Origin of the sequence: Erythrobacter sp. JK5, from assembly GCF_018205975.1 — a bacterium.
Taxonomy (GTDB): Bacteria; Pseudomonadota; Alphaproteobacteria; order Sphingomonadales; family Sphingomonadaceae; genus Erythrobacter.
Map to the genome: position 1 here is coordinate 3,239,016 of NZ_CP073577.1, position 14,199 is coordinate 3,253,214.

General features: G+C 64.3%; 16 protein-coding genes. 5 read left to right on the forward strand and 11 right to left on the reverse strand.

Annotated features, from left to right (window positions below; all coding sequences use genetic code 11):
• Window positions 1-79 precede the first annotated feature (79 nt).
• Window positions 80-964 carry an LOG family protein gene (locus tag KDC96_RS15855; protein WP_212449471.1) on the forward strand — a complete coding sequence of 295 codons (885 nt, stop codon included), beginning with the start codon at window positions 80-82 and terminating at the stop codon, window positions 962-964.
• A gap of 27 nt (window positions 965-991) precedes the next feature.
• On the opposite strand, the gene thiD is transcribed toward KDC96_RS15855, so the two are convergent.
• The 3 genes from thiD to glmM are packed head-to-tail and all read right to left on the reverse strand — an operon-like array spanning window position 992 to window position 3,375.
• Window positions 992-1,804: a bifunctional hydroxymethylpyrimidine kinase/phosphomethylpyrimidine kinase gene (gene thiD, locus KDC96_RS15860; RefSeq protein ID WP_212449473.1), complete on the reverse strand. Its 813-nt coding sequence runs from the start codon at window positions 1,802-1,804 to the stop codon at window positions 992-994.
• The gene (locus KDC96_RS15865) at window positions 1,801-2,025 is read right to left on the reverse strand and encodes a DUF1272 domain-containing protein (RefSeq protein WP_212449475.1); all 225 of its coding nucleotides are present in this window, start codon (window positions 2,023-2,025) and stop codon (window positions 1,801-1,803) included. Before KDC96_RS15865 ends, thiD begins: the two co-directional genes overlap by 4 nt.
• Window positions 2,026-2,037: 12 nt before the next feature.
• Complete coding sequence (gene glmM / locus KDC96_RS15870; protein ID WP_212449477.1) at window positions 2,038-3,375, reverse strand: phosphoglucosamine mutase; 1,338 nt, start codon at window positions 3,373-3,375, stop codon at window positions 2,038-2,040.
• A 103-nt stretch (window positions 3,376-3,478) separates the two neighbouring features.
• On the opposite strand from glmM, the gene KDC96_RS16740 reads away from it, so the two are divergent.
• On the forward strand, window positions 3,479-3,832 hold the full coding sequence (locus KDC96_RS16740) for a cation:dicarboxylate symporter family transporter (RefSeq protein ID WP_371815503.1): 354 nt from the start codon (window positions 3,479-3,481) through the stop codon (window positions 3,830-3,832).
• The gene (locus KDC96_RS15875) at window positions 3,799-4,740 is read left to right on the forward strand and encodes a dicarboxylate/amino acid:cation symporter (RefSeq protein WP_371815504.1); all 942 of its coding nucleotides are present in this window, start codon (window positions 3,799-3,801) and stop codon (window positions 4,738-4,740) included. The genes KDC96_RS16740 and KDC96_RS15875 overlap by 34 nt, the downstream gene beginning before the upstream one ends.
• Window positions 4,741-4,749: 9 nt before the next feature.
• Here KDC96_RS15875 and KDC96_RS15880 read toward each other — a convergent pair whose 3' ends face one another.
• Window positions 4,750-5,370 (reverse strand): sigma-70 family RNA polymerase sigma factor, encoded by a 621-nt coding sequence (locus tag KDC96_RS15880; RefSeq protein ID WP_212449479.1) that lies wholly within the window; start codon window positions 5,368-5,370, stop codon window positions 4,750-4,752.
• Window positions 5,370-5,537, reverse strand: coding sequence for a NepR family anti-sigma factor (locus KDC96_RS15885; protein WP_249171834.1), 168 nt, complete (start codon window positions 5,535-5,537; stop codon window positions 5,370-5,372). The genes KDC96_RS15880 and KDC96_RS15885 overlap by 1 nt, the downstream gene beginning before the upstream one ends.
• A 289-nt stretch (window positions 5,538-5,826) precedes the next feature.
• On the opposite strand from KDC96_RS15885, the gene KDC96_RS15890 reads away from it, so the two are divergent.
• Window positions 5,827-7,419 (forward strand): CHASE domain-containing protein, encoded by a 1,593-nt coding sequence (locus tag KDC96_RS15890; RefSeq protein WP_371815505.1) that lies wholly within the window; start codon window positions 5,827-5,829, stop codon window positions 7,417-7,419.
• Between the two features lie 5 nt (window positions 7,420-7,424).
• Here the strand turns inward: KDC96_RS15890 and KDC96_RS15895 are convergent, their stop codons facing one another.
• Together KDC96_RS15895 and KDC96_RS15900 are read right to left on the reverse strand one after the other, a co-directional pair.
• Window positions 7,425-8,219 carry a response regulator gene (locus tag KDC96_RS15895; RefSeq protein ID WP_212449482.1) on the reverse strand — a complete coding sequence of 265 codons (795 nt, stop codon included), beginning with the start codon at window positions 8,217-8,219 and terminating at the stop codon, window positions 7,425-7,427.
• A gap of 290 nt (window positions 8,220-8,509) precedes the next feature.
• A complete protein-coding gene (locus KDC96_RS15900) occupies window positions 8,510-9,670 on the reverse strand; it encodes an N-acetyltransferase (RefSeq protein WP_212449483.1) in 1,161 nt (386 codons plus the stop codon).
• Window positions 9,671-9,813: 143 nt separating this feature from the next.
• On the opposite strand from KDC96_RS15900, the gene KDC96_RS15905 reads away from it, so the two are divergent.
• Window positions 9,814-10,923, forward strand: a complete 1,110-nt coding sequence (locus tag KDC96_RS15905; RefSeq protein ID WP_212449484.1) for a fatty acid desaturase — start codon at window positions 9,814-9,816, stop codon at window positions 10,921-10,923.
• A 16-nt stretch (window positions 10,924-10,939) separates the two neighbouring features.
• Here the strand turns inward: KDC96_RS15905 and KDC96_RS15910 are convergent, their stop codons facing one another.
• From KDC96_RS15910 to KDC96_RS15925, 4 genes are all read right to left on the reverse strand, one after another.
• Entirely contained in the window at window positions 10,940-11,287 is a 348-nt protein-coding gene (locus KDC96_RS15910; protein WP_212449485.1) for a hypothetical protein, read from the reverse strand.
• Between the two features lie 62 nt (window positions 11,288-11,349).
• On the reverse strand, window positions 11,350-11,877 hold the full coding sequence (locus tag KDC96_RS15915; RefSeq protein ID WP_212449487.1) for a GNAT family N-acetyltransferase: 528 nt from the start codon (window positions 11,875-11,877) through the stop codon (window positions 11,350-11,352).
• The gene (gene lptG, locus KDC96_RS15920) at window positions 11,874-12,971 is read right to left on the reverse strand and encodes an LPS export ABC transporter permease LptG (RefSeq protein ID WP_212449489.1); all 1,098 of its coding nucleotides are present in this window, start codon (window positions 12,969-12,971) and stop codon (window positions 11,874-11,876) included. Before lptG ends, KDC96_RS15915 begins: the two co-directional genes overlap by 4 nt.
• Before the next feature lie 18 nt (window positions 12,972-12,989).
• Window positions 12,990-14,177, reverse strand: a complete 1,188-nt coding sequence (locus KDC96_RS15925; RefSeq protein WP_371815567.1) for an LptF/LptG family permease — start codon at window positions 14,175-14,177, stop codon at window positions 12,990-12,992.
• Window positions 14,178-14,199 lie beyond the last annotated feature (22 nt).

Consider the following 14,199-nt stretch of genomic DNA (forward strand, 5'->3'; position numbering starts at 1 on the left):
ATCCTCCCGGTTGCAGCTCTTCGCCATGCGGGTGATCTCGACCATTGCAGGACCGCGGGCGGAGCCCTAGGGCGAAGCGATGACCGAAAAGCAATCCGATCACGACCTTACCGACCGCAAGTTCTACCGCGCCGGAGAGGAAAGCCGGTTCGCCGCCGAAGCGCCCGAGCGCACGCCGCAGACCCAGCATCCGGCCTACAAGCTGGCGTTCAACGATCACGATTTCATGCTGCGGGACGAGTTGCGCCCCGTCCGTTTCCAGCTCGAGCTGCTGAAACCGGAAATGCTGCTCGACGAGGCGCGGGTCGGTTCGACGCTGGTGATGTACGGCTCTGCGCGCATTCCCGCTCCGGAAGAGGCGCAGGCCCGGATCGATGCAGCCAAGACCGGTGACGAATACGAACAGAAGGTCGCCGCGCGGCTGGCCGAAAAGGCGAAGTACTACGAAGAGGCGTACAAGCTCGCCCGGCTGATCTCGGAAAAGGCCATCATCGAAGACGGCAAGCGGCAGTTCGTCGTCACCACCGGTGGCGGGCCGTCGATCATGGAAGCGGGCAATCGCGGCGCGAGCGATGCCGGGGCCGAGTCCATCGGGCTCAACATCGTCCTGCCGCACGAGCAGGCGCCCAACGGTTACGTCACGCCCTATCTCAGCTTCCAGTTTCACTATTTCGCGCTGCGCAAGATGCATTTCCTGCTGCGCGCGCGGGCAGTCGCGGTGTTTCCCGGCGGGTTCGGGACGTTCGACGAATTCTTCGAATTGCTGACGCTGATTCAGACCGGCAAGATGAAGCCAATCCCGATCCTGCTGTTCGGCAAGGATTTCTGGACCCGCGTGGTCGATTTCGAGGCGATCGCCGAGGAAGGCACGATCTCCAAGCAGGACCTCGACCTGTTCCACTGGTGCGAGACCGCCGACGAGGCGTGGGGCCACATCGCGGAATTCTACGAGCTCGAGCCCTGACAAGCGTCGGGGACTGCCAAGATCCGGCTAGTCGAGACTCCGCACCGCGTGGTGACCGAGCGGGCCGTTGCCCGCGCCGAAACCCGGCGCCGCCTTGATCGCGGCAAGGACGAATTTCCGCGCCAGCCGCACCGCGTGTTGGAGCGGCTGGCCGTGTCCGATCAGCGTCGCGATGGCCGCCGACAGGGTGCAGCCCGTCCCATGCGTGTGCGGCGTATCGATCCGCGCGTGATCGAACGAGACCGCGCGCGCATGGTCGCCCGGCTCGTACAGGATATCGATGATCCGCGCGTCGGGAGTATGGCCTCCCTTGGCGAGGACAGCGGCGCCCGACATCGCTGCCAGCTCTTCCGCGGCGTCCGCCATCTGCGAGGAATCGGCCAGGCTGCGCCCGAGGATATGTGCCAGTTCGGGCAGATTGGGGGTGATCAGCGTCGCGAGCGGGAACAGCTTCTGCCGCAGGGCATCGATCGCGGCGGGATCGATCAGCGCCGCACCTGAGGTCGCGATCATCACCGGGTCGAGCACGATCGGTGCCACGACGCCGTGCAGGGCCTCGGCCGTGTGCGCGATGATATCGGCATCGTGCAGCATGCCGATCTTGATCGCATCGACGCCGATATCGTCGATGCAGGACCTGATCTGCGCGCCGACGAATTCGCCCGACAACGGAGCAATGGCCTGCACGCCAATGCTGTTCTGCGCGGTTGCCGCCGTGATCGCGGTCATCGCATAGCCGCCGAGCATCGCAATGGTCTTGATGTCGGCCTGGATTCCAGCGCCGCCGGACGAGTCCGATCCGGCGATGGCAAGAATCCGGGGCGGGGATCGTGTGGTCATCCCTTGAACTTGCGCTCCGTAGCGGGCGGAAACTTCTGGTGCAGCGATCTTGCCCGCGTCGGCCGGTCCATCAGTTCTCCGCCGCAATTCGGGCAGCGATCGTCGAGCTCCTCGGCGCAGGACGCGCAGAAAGTGCATTCGAAGCTGCAGATGAACGCGCCCGGCGCTTCGGCGGGCAGATCGGTGCCGCAGCGTTCGCAATCGGGTCGCATGTCGAGCATGTCCTTGCCTTCCTAGGCTGCCGCGCGCACCGCGTCGCATACCCGGTCGACCACCGCTTCGACCTGGGCGGAATCGTCGCCCTCGGCCATGACGCGGATCACCGGCTCGGTGCCCGACGGGCGTATCACCAGCCGGCCCTTGCCCTGCAGTTCGCCTTCGGCATCGGCGATCACCGCCTTGACGGTGTCGTTTTCGAGCGGTTTGCCGCCTTCGTAACGGACGTTCTTGAGCAATTGCGGAACCGGATCGAACAGGTGCAGGATCTCGCTCGCAGGGCGTCCGGCACGCACCAGGCTGGTGAGCACCCGCAGCGCCGCGACCGTGCCGTCCCCGGTGGTCGCGTGGTCGAGCAGGATCATGTGCCCGGACTGCTCGCCGCCGACATTGAAGCCGCCTTCCTTCATCCGCTCGAGCACATAGCGATCGCCGACCTTGGTGCGTTCGAGCGTCAGATCCCTGCCAGCCAGATAGCGTTCGAGGCCGAGATTGGACATCACCGTCGCGACCACGCCGCCGCCGGTGAGTGCGCCCTTTTCCTGCATGCGCGTGGCGATCAGCGCCATGATCTGGTCGCCGTCGACCGCGCGGCCCTTTTCGTCGACCACGATCAACCGGTCGGCATCGCCGTCGAGAGCGATCCCGATATCGGCGCTTTCCTCGACCACTCGCGCCTGCAGTGCCTCGATCGCGGTCGACCCGACGCCGTCGTTGATGTTGGTGCCGTTGGGCGTGACGCCGATTGTCACCACATCCGCGCCCAGTTCCCAGATCGCCGAGGGTGCGACCTGGTATGCTGCACCGTTGGCGCAATCGACCACCACCTTCAGCCCATCGAACCGCACTTCGGACGCCACCGAATCCTTGACCGCGTGGATATAGCGCCCGCGCGCATCGTCGATCCGCCGCGCGCGACCGATCCTTTCGGCGGGGGCGAGCGGAATGTCGGTTTCCATCAAGCGCTCGATCTCCGCTTCGGCTTCGTCGGACAGCTTGAAGCCGTCGGGCCCGAACAGCTTGATGCCGTTGTCGGGAAACAGATTGTGGCTGGCGGAAATCATCACGCCCATGTCGGCGCGCATTTCGCGGGTGAGCAGCGCAATGGCAGGGGTGGGCAGCGGCCCGGTCATGATCACGTCGATCCCGACGCTGGTGAACCCGGCGACCAGCGCGCTTTCCATCATGTATCCCGAAAGCCGCGTGTCCTTGCCGATAACCACCCGGTGGCGGTGCCCGCCGCGGACGAAGTGACGGCCCGCCGCCTGCCCGACCTTCATGGCGGTGGCCGCAGTCATCACCCCGGCATTGGTGCGGCCCCTGATCCCATCGGTGCCGAAGAACTTGCGTGACATATCGGGCTGTGCCCCTTTCATCCCTGCGTCCGATTGTCAGGCGCTTGTGGCGCGGTTATCGCGCGAAGGGAAGGGCGCAGCGCATCACGAGGGGCACGAATTGTTGACTGAACAGGCCGACACGGCACCGACATCGCGTTTCGAGCTGATCACCATCCGTTTGCCGGTGGTCGCGACCTTCGCCGCGCTGATCGTCGGGCTGGGTCTGGGCGTCGCCGCATCCGGCGCGGCGCTGCCCGATTGGCTTCGCGATGCGATCGCGGTGGTCGGGACACTGTGGTTGCGCGCCTTGCAGATGACGATCATCCCGCTGGTCGCGGCGCTGCTGGTTCTGGGCCTGGCGCAGATGGCGCAGGCGGCGCGTGCGGGTGCGGCGGCGCGACGGTTTCTCGCGCTGCTTTTCGGAGTGCTGATAGCAGGGGGGTGTTCACCGCCATCGTGTTGCCGCTGGTGCTGACCGTCTTTCCCATCCCCGACAGCGCGAGCGGTTTCCTGGCCGAAGTGCCCGGGGGCGAGCAGCAGGTGCCGGGCATCCTCGATTTCCTCGCGTCGCTGGTCGCGCCCAACATCATCGCGGCGGCGGCTGAAACAGCGATGCTGCCGCTCACGATATTCTTCGCACTGTTCGCGATCGCGATCACCCGCCTGCCGGAGGAGCAGGGCGAGCGGTTGCTCGGGTTTTTCCATGCGCTCGCCAATGCCATGCTGATGATCATCGGCTGGGTGCTGTGGGTCGCACCGGCAGGGGTGCTGGCGCTTGCCTTCGGGGTCGGACTGAGGAGCGGAGGCGGAGCGTTCGCGGCGCTGGCGCACTATATCCTCGTCGTTTCCGCGATGGGCGGCTTCGTCCTCGTGCTCGCCTATCTGGTCGGCTGGCTGCTGGGAGGGATCAGCCCGCTGAGGTTCGCCGTTGCGCTGCTGCCGGCGCAGGCGGTGGCGGTTTCCACCCAGAGCTCGCTGGCGAGCCTGCCCGCGATGCTGGACAGCGCCACGCGGCTGGGCTTGCGCCAGACCACCAGCGAGTTCGTCTTGCCATTGGCGGTGGCGATCTTCCGCGCGACCAGTCCGGCAATGAACATGGCGGTGGCGCTTTACGTCGCGGCGCTGGCCGGAGTGGAGATTTCGCCGACGCTGGCGTGTGCCGGGATCGTCGTGGCGCTGATCATCAGTGTTGGCTCGGTCAGCCTGCCCGGTTCGATCAGCTTCGTCGTGTCGATCGGCCCGATCGCGCTGGCCATGGGCGTGCCGATAGAGCCGCTAGCGCTGCTGGTCGCGGTCGAGATGCTGCCCGATATCATGCGGACGCTCGCCAACGTGACGATGAATGTGGCGGTGACGAGTGCGGTCGATCGCGGCAATCGCTAGCCGGGCAGGCTAGGGTTTGGCTGCGGCGATCCCGTTTCCTGCGGCGACCTGGTCTAACTCTTCGAGAATCGCGCGATGCGCGCTCGCGTCATCGATCGAACGCTGCGGGATATCGTCGTCTGCGAGCATCGAATTGAGGGTCGCGCGCGCGCGACCGACGCGGCTCTTGATGGTCCCGACGGCGCAGCCGCAGATTTCCGAGGCTTCCTCGTAAGAAAAGCCCCCTGCGCCCACGAGCAGCAGCGCCTCGCGCCGTTCGGGCGGCAAGGTCAGCAGCGCGCGATGCATGTCGGACAAGTGGATCGGCTCTTCCTGGCCTGCCGGAGCGGTCAGGATGCGCTCGGCGACGCCCTCGTCGTATTCGCCGCGAAACCGGTTGCGGCGCATGTCGGTGAGATAGGCGTTGCGCAGGATCACGAACGTCCATGCCCGCATCGATGTGCCCGGTTCGAATCGCTCCTGCGCCGCCCACGCCTTGAGCATGGTTTCCTGTACGAGATCGTCGGCCATGTCGGGACGGCCGCACAGACCGCGTGCGAAAGCGCGCAAATGCGGGACGACTTCGGTAAGTTCGCGTTTGAATTCCGCTTTTTCGGCTGGCGTGCGCTTGGTTTTCTGCTTTTCGGTCATCAGCCGGGTGCGCCTTTGCCCGATGTTCCGGCATCGCCGTTGGATACCGGTGGATCTTCATCGAGCTTGTCGAGCAGATCCTTGAACGCATCGGGCAGCGGCTCCTCGACGACGGCGTCGTAGAGCTGCTTGAGGCCATCGGCCCAGTCCGGATTTGCAGGGGGCACCGCAGCGGTTCCCGAGGCGGGCTTGACTTGATCAGATCGCTTGTCGAATGCCATTCGCTTGGTTGACCACCTAATTCCCGTTTATCGATTCCCGCCAACACCGTTAGCCGAACGGAGCGGGCGGTGATAGCTGTGAGGATGAAGCGGGAACGATCGGTATCGCGTGTGGTTCCCTTCAACACACGAAATGCGTTGGGGGCGGATGTCTAACAAAGCCGGATCAAGCAGCCAATCACCGGCAGTCAGCCGCGCGCGGCGATGGCTGGTGAGTTATCCGCGGGCGGTCCCTTTGGCGATTTTTCTGGCCATTGCTGCAATCACCGCGCTCAGCGTGTATGTGATCGAAAGCAATTCCCGCGTGCGGCAACAGGCGCAAATGACGCAATACGCGCAATCGATCGCCACCGCGCTCGATCGCGGCGGGACCAGCTTTTCGTCGTATCTGAGGGCAGGTGCTGCGCTGTTTTCCAGCTTCGATCAGGTCACGCCCGAACTGTTCCGCCAGTTTGGCGCGGAACTGCGCCTCGATGTCGAATACCAGGGCGCCGAAGGGATCGGCTGGATCGAGGTCGTTGAACCCGGCGATATCGATGCATATCTCGCGCGGACCCGGGCGGCGCAACCGGGCTTTGCGGGGATCCGGCCCGAACCCGCAAGCAGCGGGCAGGGGATCGCCCCGGTCACGTATTTTGCCCCCGATACCGTTCGCAACCGCCGTGCGCTCGGCTACGACATGGCCTCCGAACCGGTCCGCGCCGCAGCGCTGGAGGAAGCGCGCCGCACGGTCCGTCCGACCGCATCGGGTCGGGTCGTTCTGGCGCAGGAAGGCGCCGGCGACGCGCCGGGGCTGGTCATTTTCATGCCGGTCTACAAGGCAGTCGGCAACGAGCGCCGGTTGTCCGGCTTCGTCTACAGCCCCTTCAATGCCGGGCGCTTTCTCGACTCGGCGATCGACCTCGCCGAACCGAACGAAAACGGTGTGCGGCTATACGATGGGGAGGCCGATGCCGCGAACCTGCTGGTCGCGCGGGGGTTCGACAATGCCCGTGCCGCGAAGGTCGAACTGCCGGTAACCATCGCCAACCGGCAACTGCTGCTGGTGGTCGAGACCGCAGCACCGCGAACGCTCGCACCGCTGTCGATGGCAACACTGCTGTTCGGCTTTGCGGTGGCAAGCCTGCTGATGCTGCTCGCACGATTGCTGACGCAGCAGGCATTCGAAGACCAGCGCCGGCTCGCGTTTTTCGAGGAACAGCACTCGATCCGCAACTCGCTGACCCGCGAACTCAATCACCGGGTCAAGAATACTCTCGCGAATGTCCTGTCGATCCTGTCGTTGACCCGGCGCCGGGCTACCGATCTCGATGACTTCGCCAACAGCCTCGAAGGGCGCATTCGCGCGCTGTCGGCAACACACGACCTGCTTACCAATTCCGACTGGGGTACGATCCCGATGCGCGCGGTGATCGAGGCGGAGATGCAGCATTTTCGCGCCGCGCGCGAGCGGCCGGTCACCCTCGAAGGCCCGATCGTCGAACTGGCCCCCAACGATGCGCTGTCGTTCGGGCTCGCGATCCACGAACTGGCGACCAACGCCGCCAAGTTCGGATCGCTGAGCGTTCCAGGTGGAACGGTATTGATCCGTTGGAACACCGTTTCCGACGATCTCGCCGAAGTCGAATGGTCCGAGAGCGGCGGCCCGCCGGTGGCGGAAACGCGGAGCCGCGGCTTCGGAATTGAACTCATCGAGAAGATCGTGGCGCACGAATTGCGGCAGCCGGTCGAACTGGTGTTCGAACGCGAGGGCGTGCGCTGTCTCATGCGGGTGCCAATCCGGCGGCTGAGCCAGTTCCGAATGCGCGAAACCGACGTCGCGAATTGACGGCTTTAGCCCAGGGGCTTGCTGGATCCGAAGAAGAGCGCCTGTCCGATTGCCGCGCGCACCGTGCTTTCTTCGAACGGCTTGGTCACGAGATAGGTCGGCTCGGTCCGGTCGCCGGTCAGCAGCCGTTCCGGATAGGCCGTGATGAAGATCACAGGCACTTCGGCAATGTCGAGAATATCGTCGACCGCGTCGAGCCCCGAAGAACCGTCCGCCAGCTGGATGTCGGCCAGCACCAGACCCGGCGTTCCTTCGGCCACCAGCTTCTGAGCCTGCGTGCGGGTTGCGGCGGTGCCGTAGATGTCGTGTCCGAGCGATGTCACCAAGTCTTCGAGCTGCATCGAAATCAGCGGCTCGTCTTCGATAATCAGCACTTTGGTTGCCTGCTCGGCATCGATTTCGCTCACCGCTTCACTGACGAGCGCCTCGATCTCGTTCGCTTCGAGATCCATGATCTGTCCCGCCTGCGCCGAAGAAAAATCTTCGAGTGTGGTGAGCAGCAGGGCCTGGCGGTTGAGTGGGGTGATCGCACCGAGCCGATGCTGGGCTCCAAGCTCGTGTTCGCCCACCGCGTCGCTTTCCGCGTCGATCTGCAGGTAAGCGCTCGACCATACCTTGTTGAAGGCCCGGTAGAGCGGGATCCGGCCGCCATCCAGCGAACGCTTCAGTTCTTGATCGGCGAGCACAGCTTCGAGTGTGGCGCGCACGAAAGCGTCGCCGGTCGCCTGCGAGCCGGTAAGTGCGCGCGCGTAGCGACGCAGGAAAGGAATGTTGGCGGCGACTTGCTGGCCCAGTGACATGCGGTGGCTCCCTGCGGTGCATTCCCGATATTGGGATGCCGGATTATGTAATGATTCGGGGCCATAGCGGTTCCCCCTTCGGACGTCGCCCCCATCGCTACCGCAAGATCAAGAATGGGATGGCGCGACAAAAAACTTCAGTTGGCGGGAACCGGGCTCCGGGCAGTGCATTTTAAGACTGTCACCGCCGAGACCCCCCCTCCCGTCCAAGCGGCTGGTGATACGATCCCGAAAGGCCTCCACTTACCCAAGTGGAGGCCTTTTTTCCTGTGGCCAAAGGCTACGTGCGGTCAGCCGATCGGCTTTTCGTAAATCGCGTATTCGCGATTGATCGTGCTCTGGATCGTGTCGGCGATGGCCACCATCCCCTGATTGTCTTCGAGGATCCAGCCGATCTCGCCCCGGTTTGCATCGAATTTGTGGTACGCCTCCTTGCGGATCTGGCTGATCATCATGAAGGCGAGCTGGCTGGCGAGGCGCGAATTGTGCAGCTCCTTGAGCACCCCCATCAGTGGCACCCGCATGTCGCTGCCGCGCGGTTTGCGCAGCCACCGCAGGATGTGGAACCAGCCGAACGGGAACAGCTTGCCGCCGGTTTTTGCCAGGACATGATTGATATCGGGGAAGGTCAACATGAACGCGACAGGCCGGCCGTCGAGCTCCGCGATCATGTTGAGTTCCTCGTGGATGATCGGCTTCAGCTTCACGCCTGTGTAGGCGACCTCTTCGGCCGTCAGCGGGACAAAGCCCCAGTTGTCGGACCAGGCATCGTTGAGGATCGAAAGGATCGTTGCCGCTTCCTCGTCCCAGCGCGACTTGTCGACCTTGCGAACGTTGATGCGCTCGTTGCGCTCTCCGGACTGGACGATCCGCTGGACCAGGGGCGGGAAATCGCCGGCTATGTCGAGATCGTAGGTGTAGAGCGTCTTGGCGCGCGCATATCCGGCACCCTCGATCCAGCCGGCGTAATGGGCGGGGTGGTGCCCCATCATGATGATCGGCGGATGGTCCTGCCCGCGCACCAGCAGGCCGGGTTCCTCCCAGATCGAAAGCGATATCGGTCCGATAGCCCGGGTCATGCCCTGGCTGCGCAGCCACGTTTCGGCAGCGGTGAGGAGAGCGTGCGCGGAGGCCTCGTCCTCGGCATCGAAATAGCCGAACATGCCTGCTCCGGGTCCGAAACCCTGTTCGGGTGGCACGGCGAGTGCCAGATTGTCGATATGTGCTGAAATCCGTCCCACCGGCCTGCCCGCACGGCTTGCGATGAAGAATTGCGCCTTGGCGTGTCCGAAAAACGGATTCTTGCCAGGATCGACCAGCTCGAGCTGTTCGCTGCGCAATTGCGGAACCGCATTCTCCAGCCGCGCGGCGAAGGCGCGCCCGAGGTCGACGAACCGCGCCCGGCCACGCTTGTCGCTGATGGCTTCGATTACTATATCCGCGTCCGTCACAGCGGTTGCCCCGTATTGTTCTATGTCAATGCGTGTGTGTCGCGCCGCGCCGATACGCGCAACCCAGTCGATCACTCTTGCCAACAAGACGCATTTGTCCCGGACCCGTGCTATGCGGTAAGGGCACATTCGAGTTTGAAGCCATGAACGTACAGTCCAAGACCGTCCAGCAGGGCCTCGACCCCGCGACCGCCGCTGCCCGAGAGGGCGGCCCGGCGACGCGCGCGCAGTTCCAGACCGAGGACGACAAGGCGATGCTGCGCGCGGCCCGCGACCTGACTAAGGATCTGGGCGAGGCGAAGCCGCAAATCTACTGGACCGACATGCTGGTTTCGACCGGAATCGGGTATGGCGGCATCGCGACCGCAATCGTGGTCGACAATGTCGCGCTGGCAGCGGCGGCCGGACTGGTCGCGGCGCTCGCGCTCTACCGCGCGCTGATGTTCATCCACGAGCTGACCCACATTCACAAGAATGCGCTGCCCGGCTTTCGCACCGGCTGGAACCTGGCTGTAGGCATCCCGCTGCTGACGCCGAGCTTCATGTACGAAGGCGTGCACGTGATCCATCACAAGCGCACGCAATACGGGACGATCGAGGATCCGGAGTACCTGCCGCTGGCTCTGATGAAACCGTGGAGCCTGCCGGCGTTCGTGCTGGTGGCGCTGCTCGCGCCGGTCGCGCTGATCTTTCGCGCGGCGATCCTGGTGCCGCTGGGGCTGGTGATCCCGGCGATCCGCCGGCTGACGTGGGAGCGGGCCTCGTCGCTGTCGATCAACCCCGATTTTCGCCGCAAGCTCCCGGAAGGCGACTTTCGCAAGCGGGTTGCATGGCAGGAATTCGGCGTGTTCGTGTGGTCGTGGACACTGCTTGCCAGCACGCAGGTGCTGGGGTGGAAGCCGCTGCTGGTGGCGCTCGCCATCCTTTCGCTCACGGCAACGCTCAACCAGCTGCGCACGCTGGTTGCGCATCTGTGGGAGAACGAGGGCGAGCCGATGACTGTGACCGCGCAATATCTCGACAGCGTCAACGTGCCGCCGCCGGGCCTTGCCGCGGAAATCTGGGCGCCGGTGGGCCTGCGCTATCACGCGCTGCACCACCTGATGCCGTCGATGCCTTACCACGACCTGCCCGAGGCGCACCGCCGGTTGGCGAAGGAGCTGGGCATGGGGTCGACCTACGAAGGGGCGAACCATGGTGGGATGTGGCCGCTGGTCGGACGGATCGCGCGCAGCACCATGATGCGCGGCTGAAGCCATTGGCTGGCCTCTATTGCGGGTCGGCCTTCAGCAGTTTCGATCCCTTCGGCGGACGCGCTCCGTCCGGGTTGCTGCCGCTTTGCATGGTGTCCGAACCGGGCGAGCTCGCAGCCGATGCATTCGATCCGCTGCGCCCTCTCGCGCTCGAACTGCCGCCCGATCCACCGGTGGTGCCGGTATAGGGGGTGGCATCGTCGGTTGGACCTTCGCTGACGATTTCATCGCCGCCCGCCGTTTGCGGAGCGACCGGGGCGATGCTGTCCTCGCTCGATCCCGCTTCGCCTTCCTCGGGCTCGTTTCGGCATCCGGCCAGCGACAGGCCGAGAGCAAGGGCGGCGGCGAACGCGAAACGGTTCATGCGTGTTTCCATGGAGACCATCATAGCCCCTGTTGGATAACGCGCCAAACCCCGCAGTCGGGTCAGTCGAGAAAGCAGATCATCGCGCAGCGCCTGTCGCGCGGGAGGCCGAATTCGACGGCGGCCTCCAATCCGGCTGCGAGCCGTGGATAGGCATCGAGGTCTTCGACAGTGACGAAGCCGTGGCGCTCATAGAATGGCGCATTCCAGGGAATGTCGCGATAGGTGTGCAGGGTGATCGCGCGCACTCCCGCGTTGCGGCAGTCCACCTTCAAGGCGTTGATCAAGGTGGCACCGATACGTCTGCGCTGGAACGCGCTGGCGACGCTCAACTCGTGCAGATGCACTTCGCGCCCGATCCGCCGCGTGGCTGCGAACCCAACCACGGTATCCTCGCTCAACGCCGTCAGGCAGTGGCGCTGGCGGATCATCTCACGGTATTCTTCGGGGCTGCGGCTTGGCGGAACCGGCAGGCCCGCAAGGCTCGGCTCCTCTTTCAAGAGCTGCGCCGCATCTTCCTCGACATCGTGAAACGCCTGCGCATCTTCTGGCCGCGCGAGCCGCAGCGACCAGTCGCTTCGCCCGCTCATTCCTCCGTCCGGATCAGCACCGTCTCACCCACCAGCAAGAACAGGAAGAACGGTGCCCAGGCAGCGAGGAAGGGCGGGTATCCACCGAAACTGCCCATCGCCAACGCGGCATTGTCGATCACGAAATAGGCAAAGCCCAGTGCCATCCCGATAATTGCCCGCACGAACAGCTGGCCCGAGCGTGCGAGACCGAAGGCGGCAACCGAGCCGAGCAACGGCATCAGCAACGCCGAAAGCGGACCGGAAATCCGGTGCCACCATTTGGCGCGCATTTCGGTCGTGCGGCGTCCGACCGCATCGAATGCGTCGATCGTCTCGCCCAGTTCGAAGAAGGATTGCGAATCCGGATCGACCGATTGCAGATCGATCCGTTCGGGTGTCAGCATTTCGCCGACCACCAGCGTTTCCAGCTGTTCGGTTTCGGCACTGCCGACATCGAACCGCACCGGCTCGGCCAGTCGCCAGCCGGGCGCAGCGTATGTCGCCTCGCTCGCCCGCACCTGCTCACGGATTATCCCGCCCGGTCCGCGCAGGTACCAGGTGACATTGCGGAGCCTGATGGCCTCGCCCGAGCCGACTAGCGATGCGGCGGTCAGGATATTCTCCCCATCGGTCAGATAGACGTTGGCTCGCACACCGGTCTCTTGCGGGATCGCGCCGTAATCGACCGCTTCCCACGCCTTGAGCGTCGCATTCGCCCGGGTCACGACGCGCTCGTTGAAGCCGAAGCTGAGCAGCGCGACCACGACGGATGTCAGCAGCAGCGGGGCGAGCACCTGGTGCGCGGACAGCCCCGCGGCCTTCATCGCTACGACCTCGCTGTTCTGGTTGAGCGTTACCAGTGCGATCAGCGTCGCCAGAAGTACCGAATAGGGCAGGAACCGGGCGATCAGCTGCGGGATGCGCAGGCTTGCATATTTGATGATTTCAGCTTGGCCATTGCCTGCCGGCTCCAGAATCTTTCCGGTTTCCCCGAGCAGATCGAGTGCCAGTAGCACCAGCACCAGCATCACCAGCACCGCCAGGATGCGCACGACGAACATCTTCGCGAGGTAAAGGGTCAGCGTGCGCGAGGGAAAGAAGTCGAGCTGCATGGTCGGGTGTCGCCGGGCCTATTCCGCCGGGCTCATCTGCGCGTCGCCTGGAGCCGCGATCGAAGGCCGCGGCGAATTGCGCTTGAACAGTTTTCCGATGCGCTTGGTGAGCTTGGCGAACACGGTCTCGAGCGCCCCGATCGCCTGCCCGCCGGGCACAAAGGCGACACGGTAATACATCCACACGATCAGCGCTGCGAACAGTGCGAAGGGGCCCCACAATGCAAGGATCGGATCGACCCGGCCGAGCGAGGCGATGTCTTCCCCGTACTGATTGACCTTGTGATAGGCGACCACCATCACGATCGAAACGAACACGCCGAGCGCACTGGTCGATCGCTTGGGCGGGATGGCAAGCGATACGGCGAGCAGCGGCATCAGCAGCATCATCACGATCTCGACCAGCCTGAAATTGAAGCTCGCCTGGCTCGCGTCGCGCTGTTCGGCATCGCTGCCGTCGCTCCAGCCGATGCGGAGCAATTCGGGCAAGATGTATTCGCGCGTGGCATCGCCGCGGGCGCGGAATTGCTCGATCGCGGGCAGATCGATCGGCAGATCGTGCCGACTGAACGACAGCACGCGCGGGGTCTCGCTGCCGGTGTCCTGCACGATGGTGCCTTCGCTGAGCCGCAGGATGATCGTGTCGGGATCGTCGCTGGTCGCAAGGAACGAGCCTTCGCGCGCGCTGATCGAGAGCACCTGCCCTTTCGAGTTCGCAACGCGTGCGAAAATGCCGATGAGCTTGCGCCCGTCATCTTCGCTTTCCTCGATCCTCAGCGCCATCCGGTCGGCGAGGGTGGTGAATTCGCCGACCTTGATCGACGCACCGAGCGCGCCCGAACGCAGCTCGTATTCCATCTGTTCGTAATAATAGCGGCTGACCGGCTGAATGTAGAACACCAGCGCGACGTTAACCGCCATCAGGACCAGCGTAATCGCGTAGGGCAGGCGCAACAGGCGCCCGTAAGACAGGCCGACCGCGCGCATCACGTCGAGCTCGCTCGAGGTCGCGAGCTTGCGGAAGGCGAGCAGTATGCCGAGCAGCAGGCCTAGCGGGATCGCGAGGCTGGCATATTCGGGGATCAGCGCGCCGAGCATCTTGAACACGACATCGATCGGACCGCCTTCGACCGCGACGAAATCGAACAATCGCAGCATCTTGTCGAGCAGCAGCAGCGAAGCGGCGAGCGCAAACACCCCGAGCATCGGGAAGATCACCAGCCGGAAT

Coding starts and splice junctions, on each gene's coding strand:
- KDC96_RS15880 (WP_212449479.1), bottom strand. CDS start 5,370: ATGACCGAAAAGCAGAAAACCAAGCGCACGCCAGCCGAAAAAGCGGAA.
- KDC96_RS15895 (WP_212449482.1), bottom strand. CDS start 8,219: ATGTCACTGGGCCAGCAAGTCGCCGCCAACATTCCTTTCCTGCGTCGC.
- KDC96_RS15925 (WP_371815567.1), bottom strand. CDS start 14,177: ATGCTCGGGGTGTTTGCGCTCGCCGCTTCGCTGCTGCTGCTCGACAAG.
- glmM (WP_212449477.1), bottom strand. CDS start 3,375: ATGTCACGCAAGTTCTTCGGCACCGATGGGATCAGGGGCCGCACCAAT.
- lptG (WP_212449489.1), bottom strand. CDS start 12,971: ATGCAGCTCGACTTCTTTCCCTCGCGCACGCTGACCCTTTACCTCGCG.
- thiD (WP_212449473.1), bottom strand. CDS start 1,804: ATGACCACACGATCCCCGCCCCGGATTCTTGCCATCGCCGGATCGGAC.
- KDC96_RS15910 (WP_212449485.1), bottom strand. CDS start 11,287: ATGAACCGTTTCGCGTTCGCCGCCGCCCTTGCTCTCGGCCTGTCGCTG.
- KDC96_RS15905 (WP_212449484.1), top strand. CDS start 9,814: ATGAACGTACAGTCCAAGACCGTCCAGCAGGGCCTCGACCCCGCGACC.
- KDC96_RS15865 (WP_212449475.1), bottom strand. CDS start 2,025: ATGCTCGACATGCGACCCGATTGCGAACGCTGCGGCACCGATCTGCCC.
- KDC96_RS15855 (WP_212449471.1), top strand. CDS start 80: ATGACCGAAAAGCAATCCGATCACGACCTTACCGACCGCAAGTTCTAC.
- KDC96_RS15915 (WP_212449487.1), bottom strand. CDS start 11,877: ATGAGCGGGCGAAGCGACTGGTCGCTGCGGCTCGCGCGGCCAGAAGAT.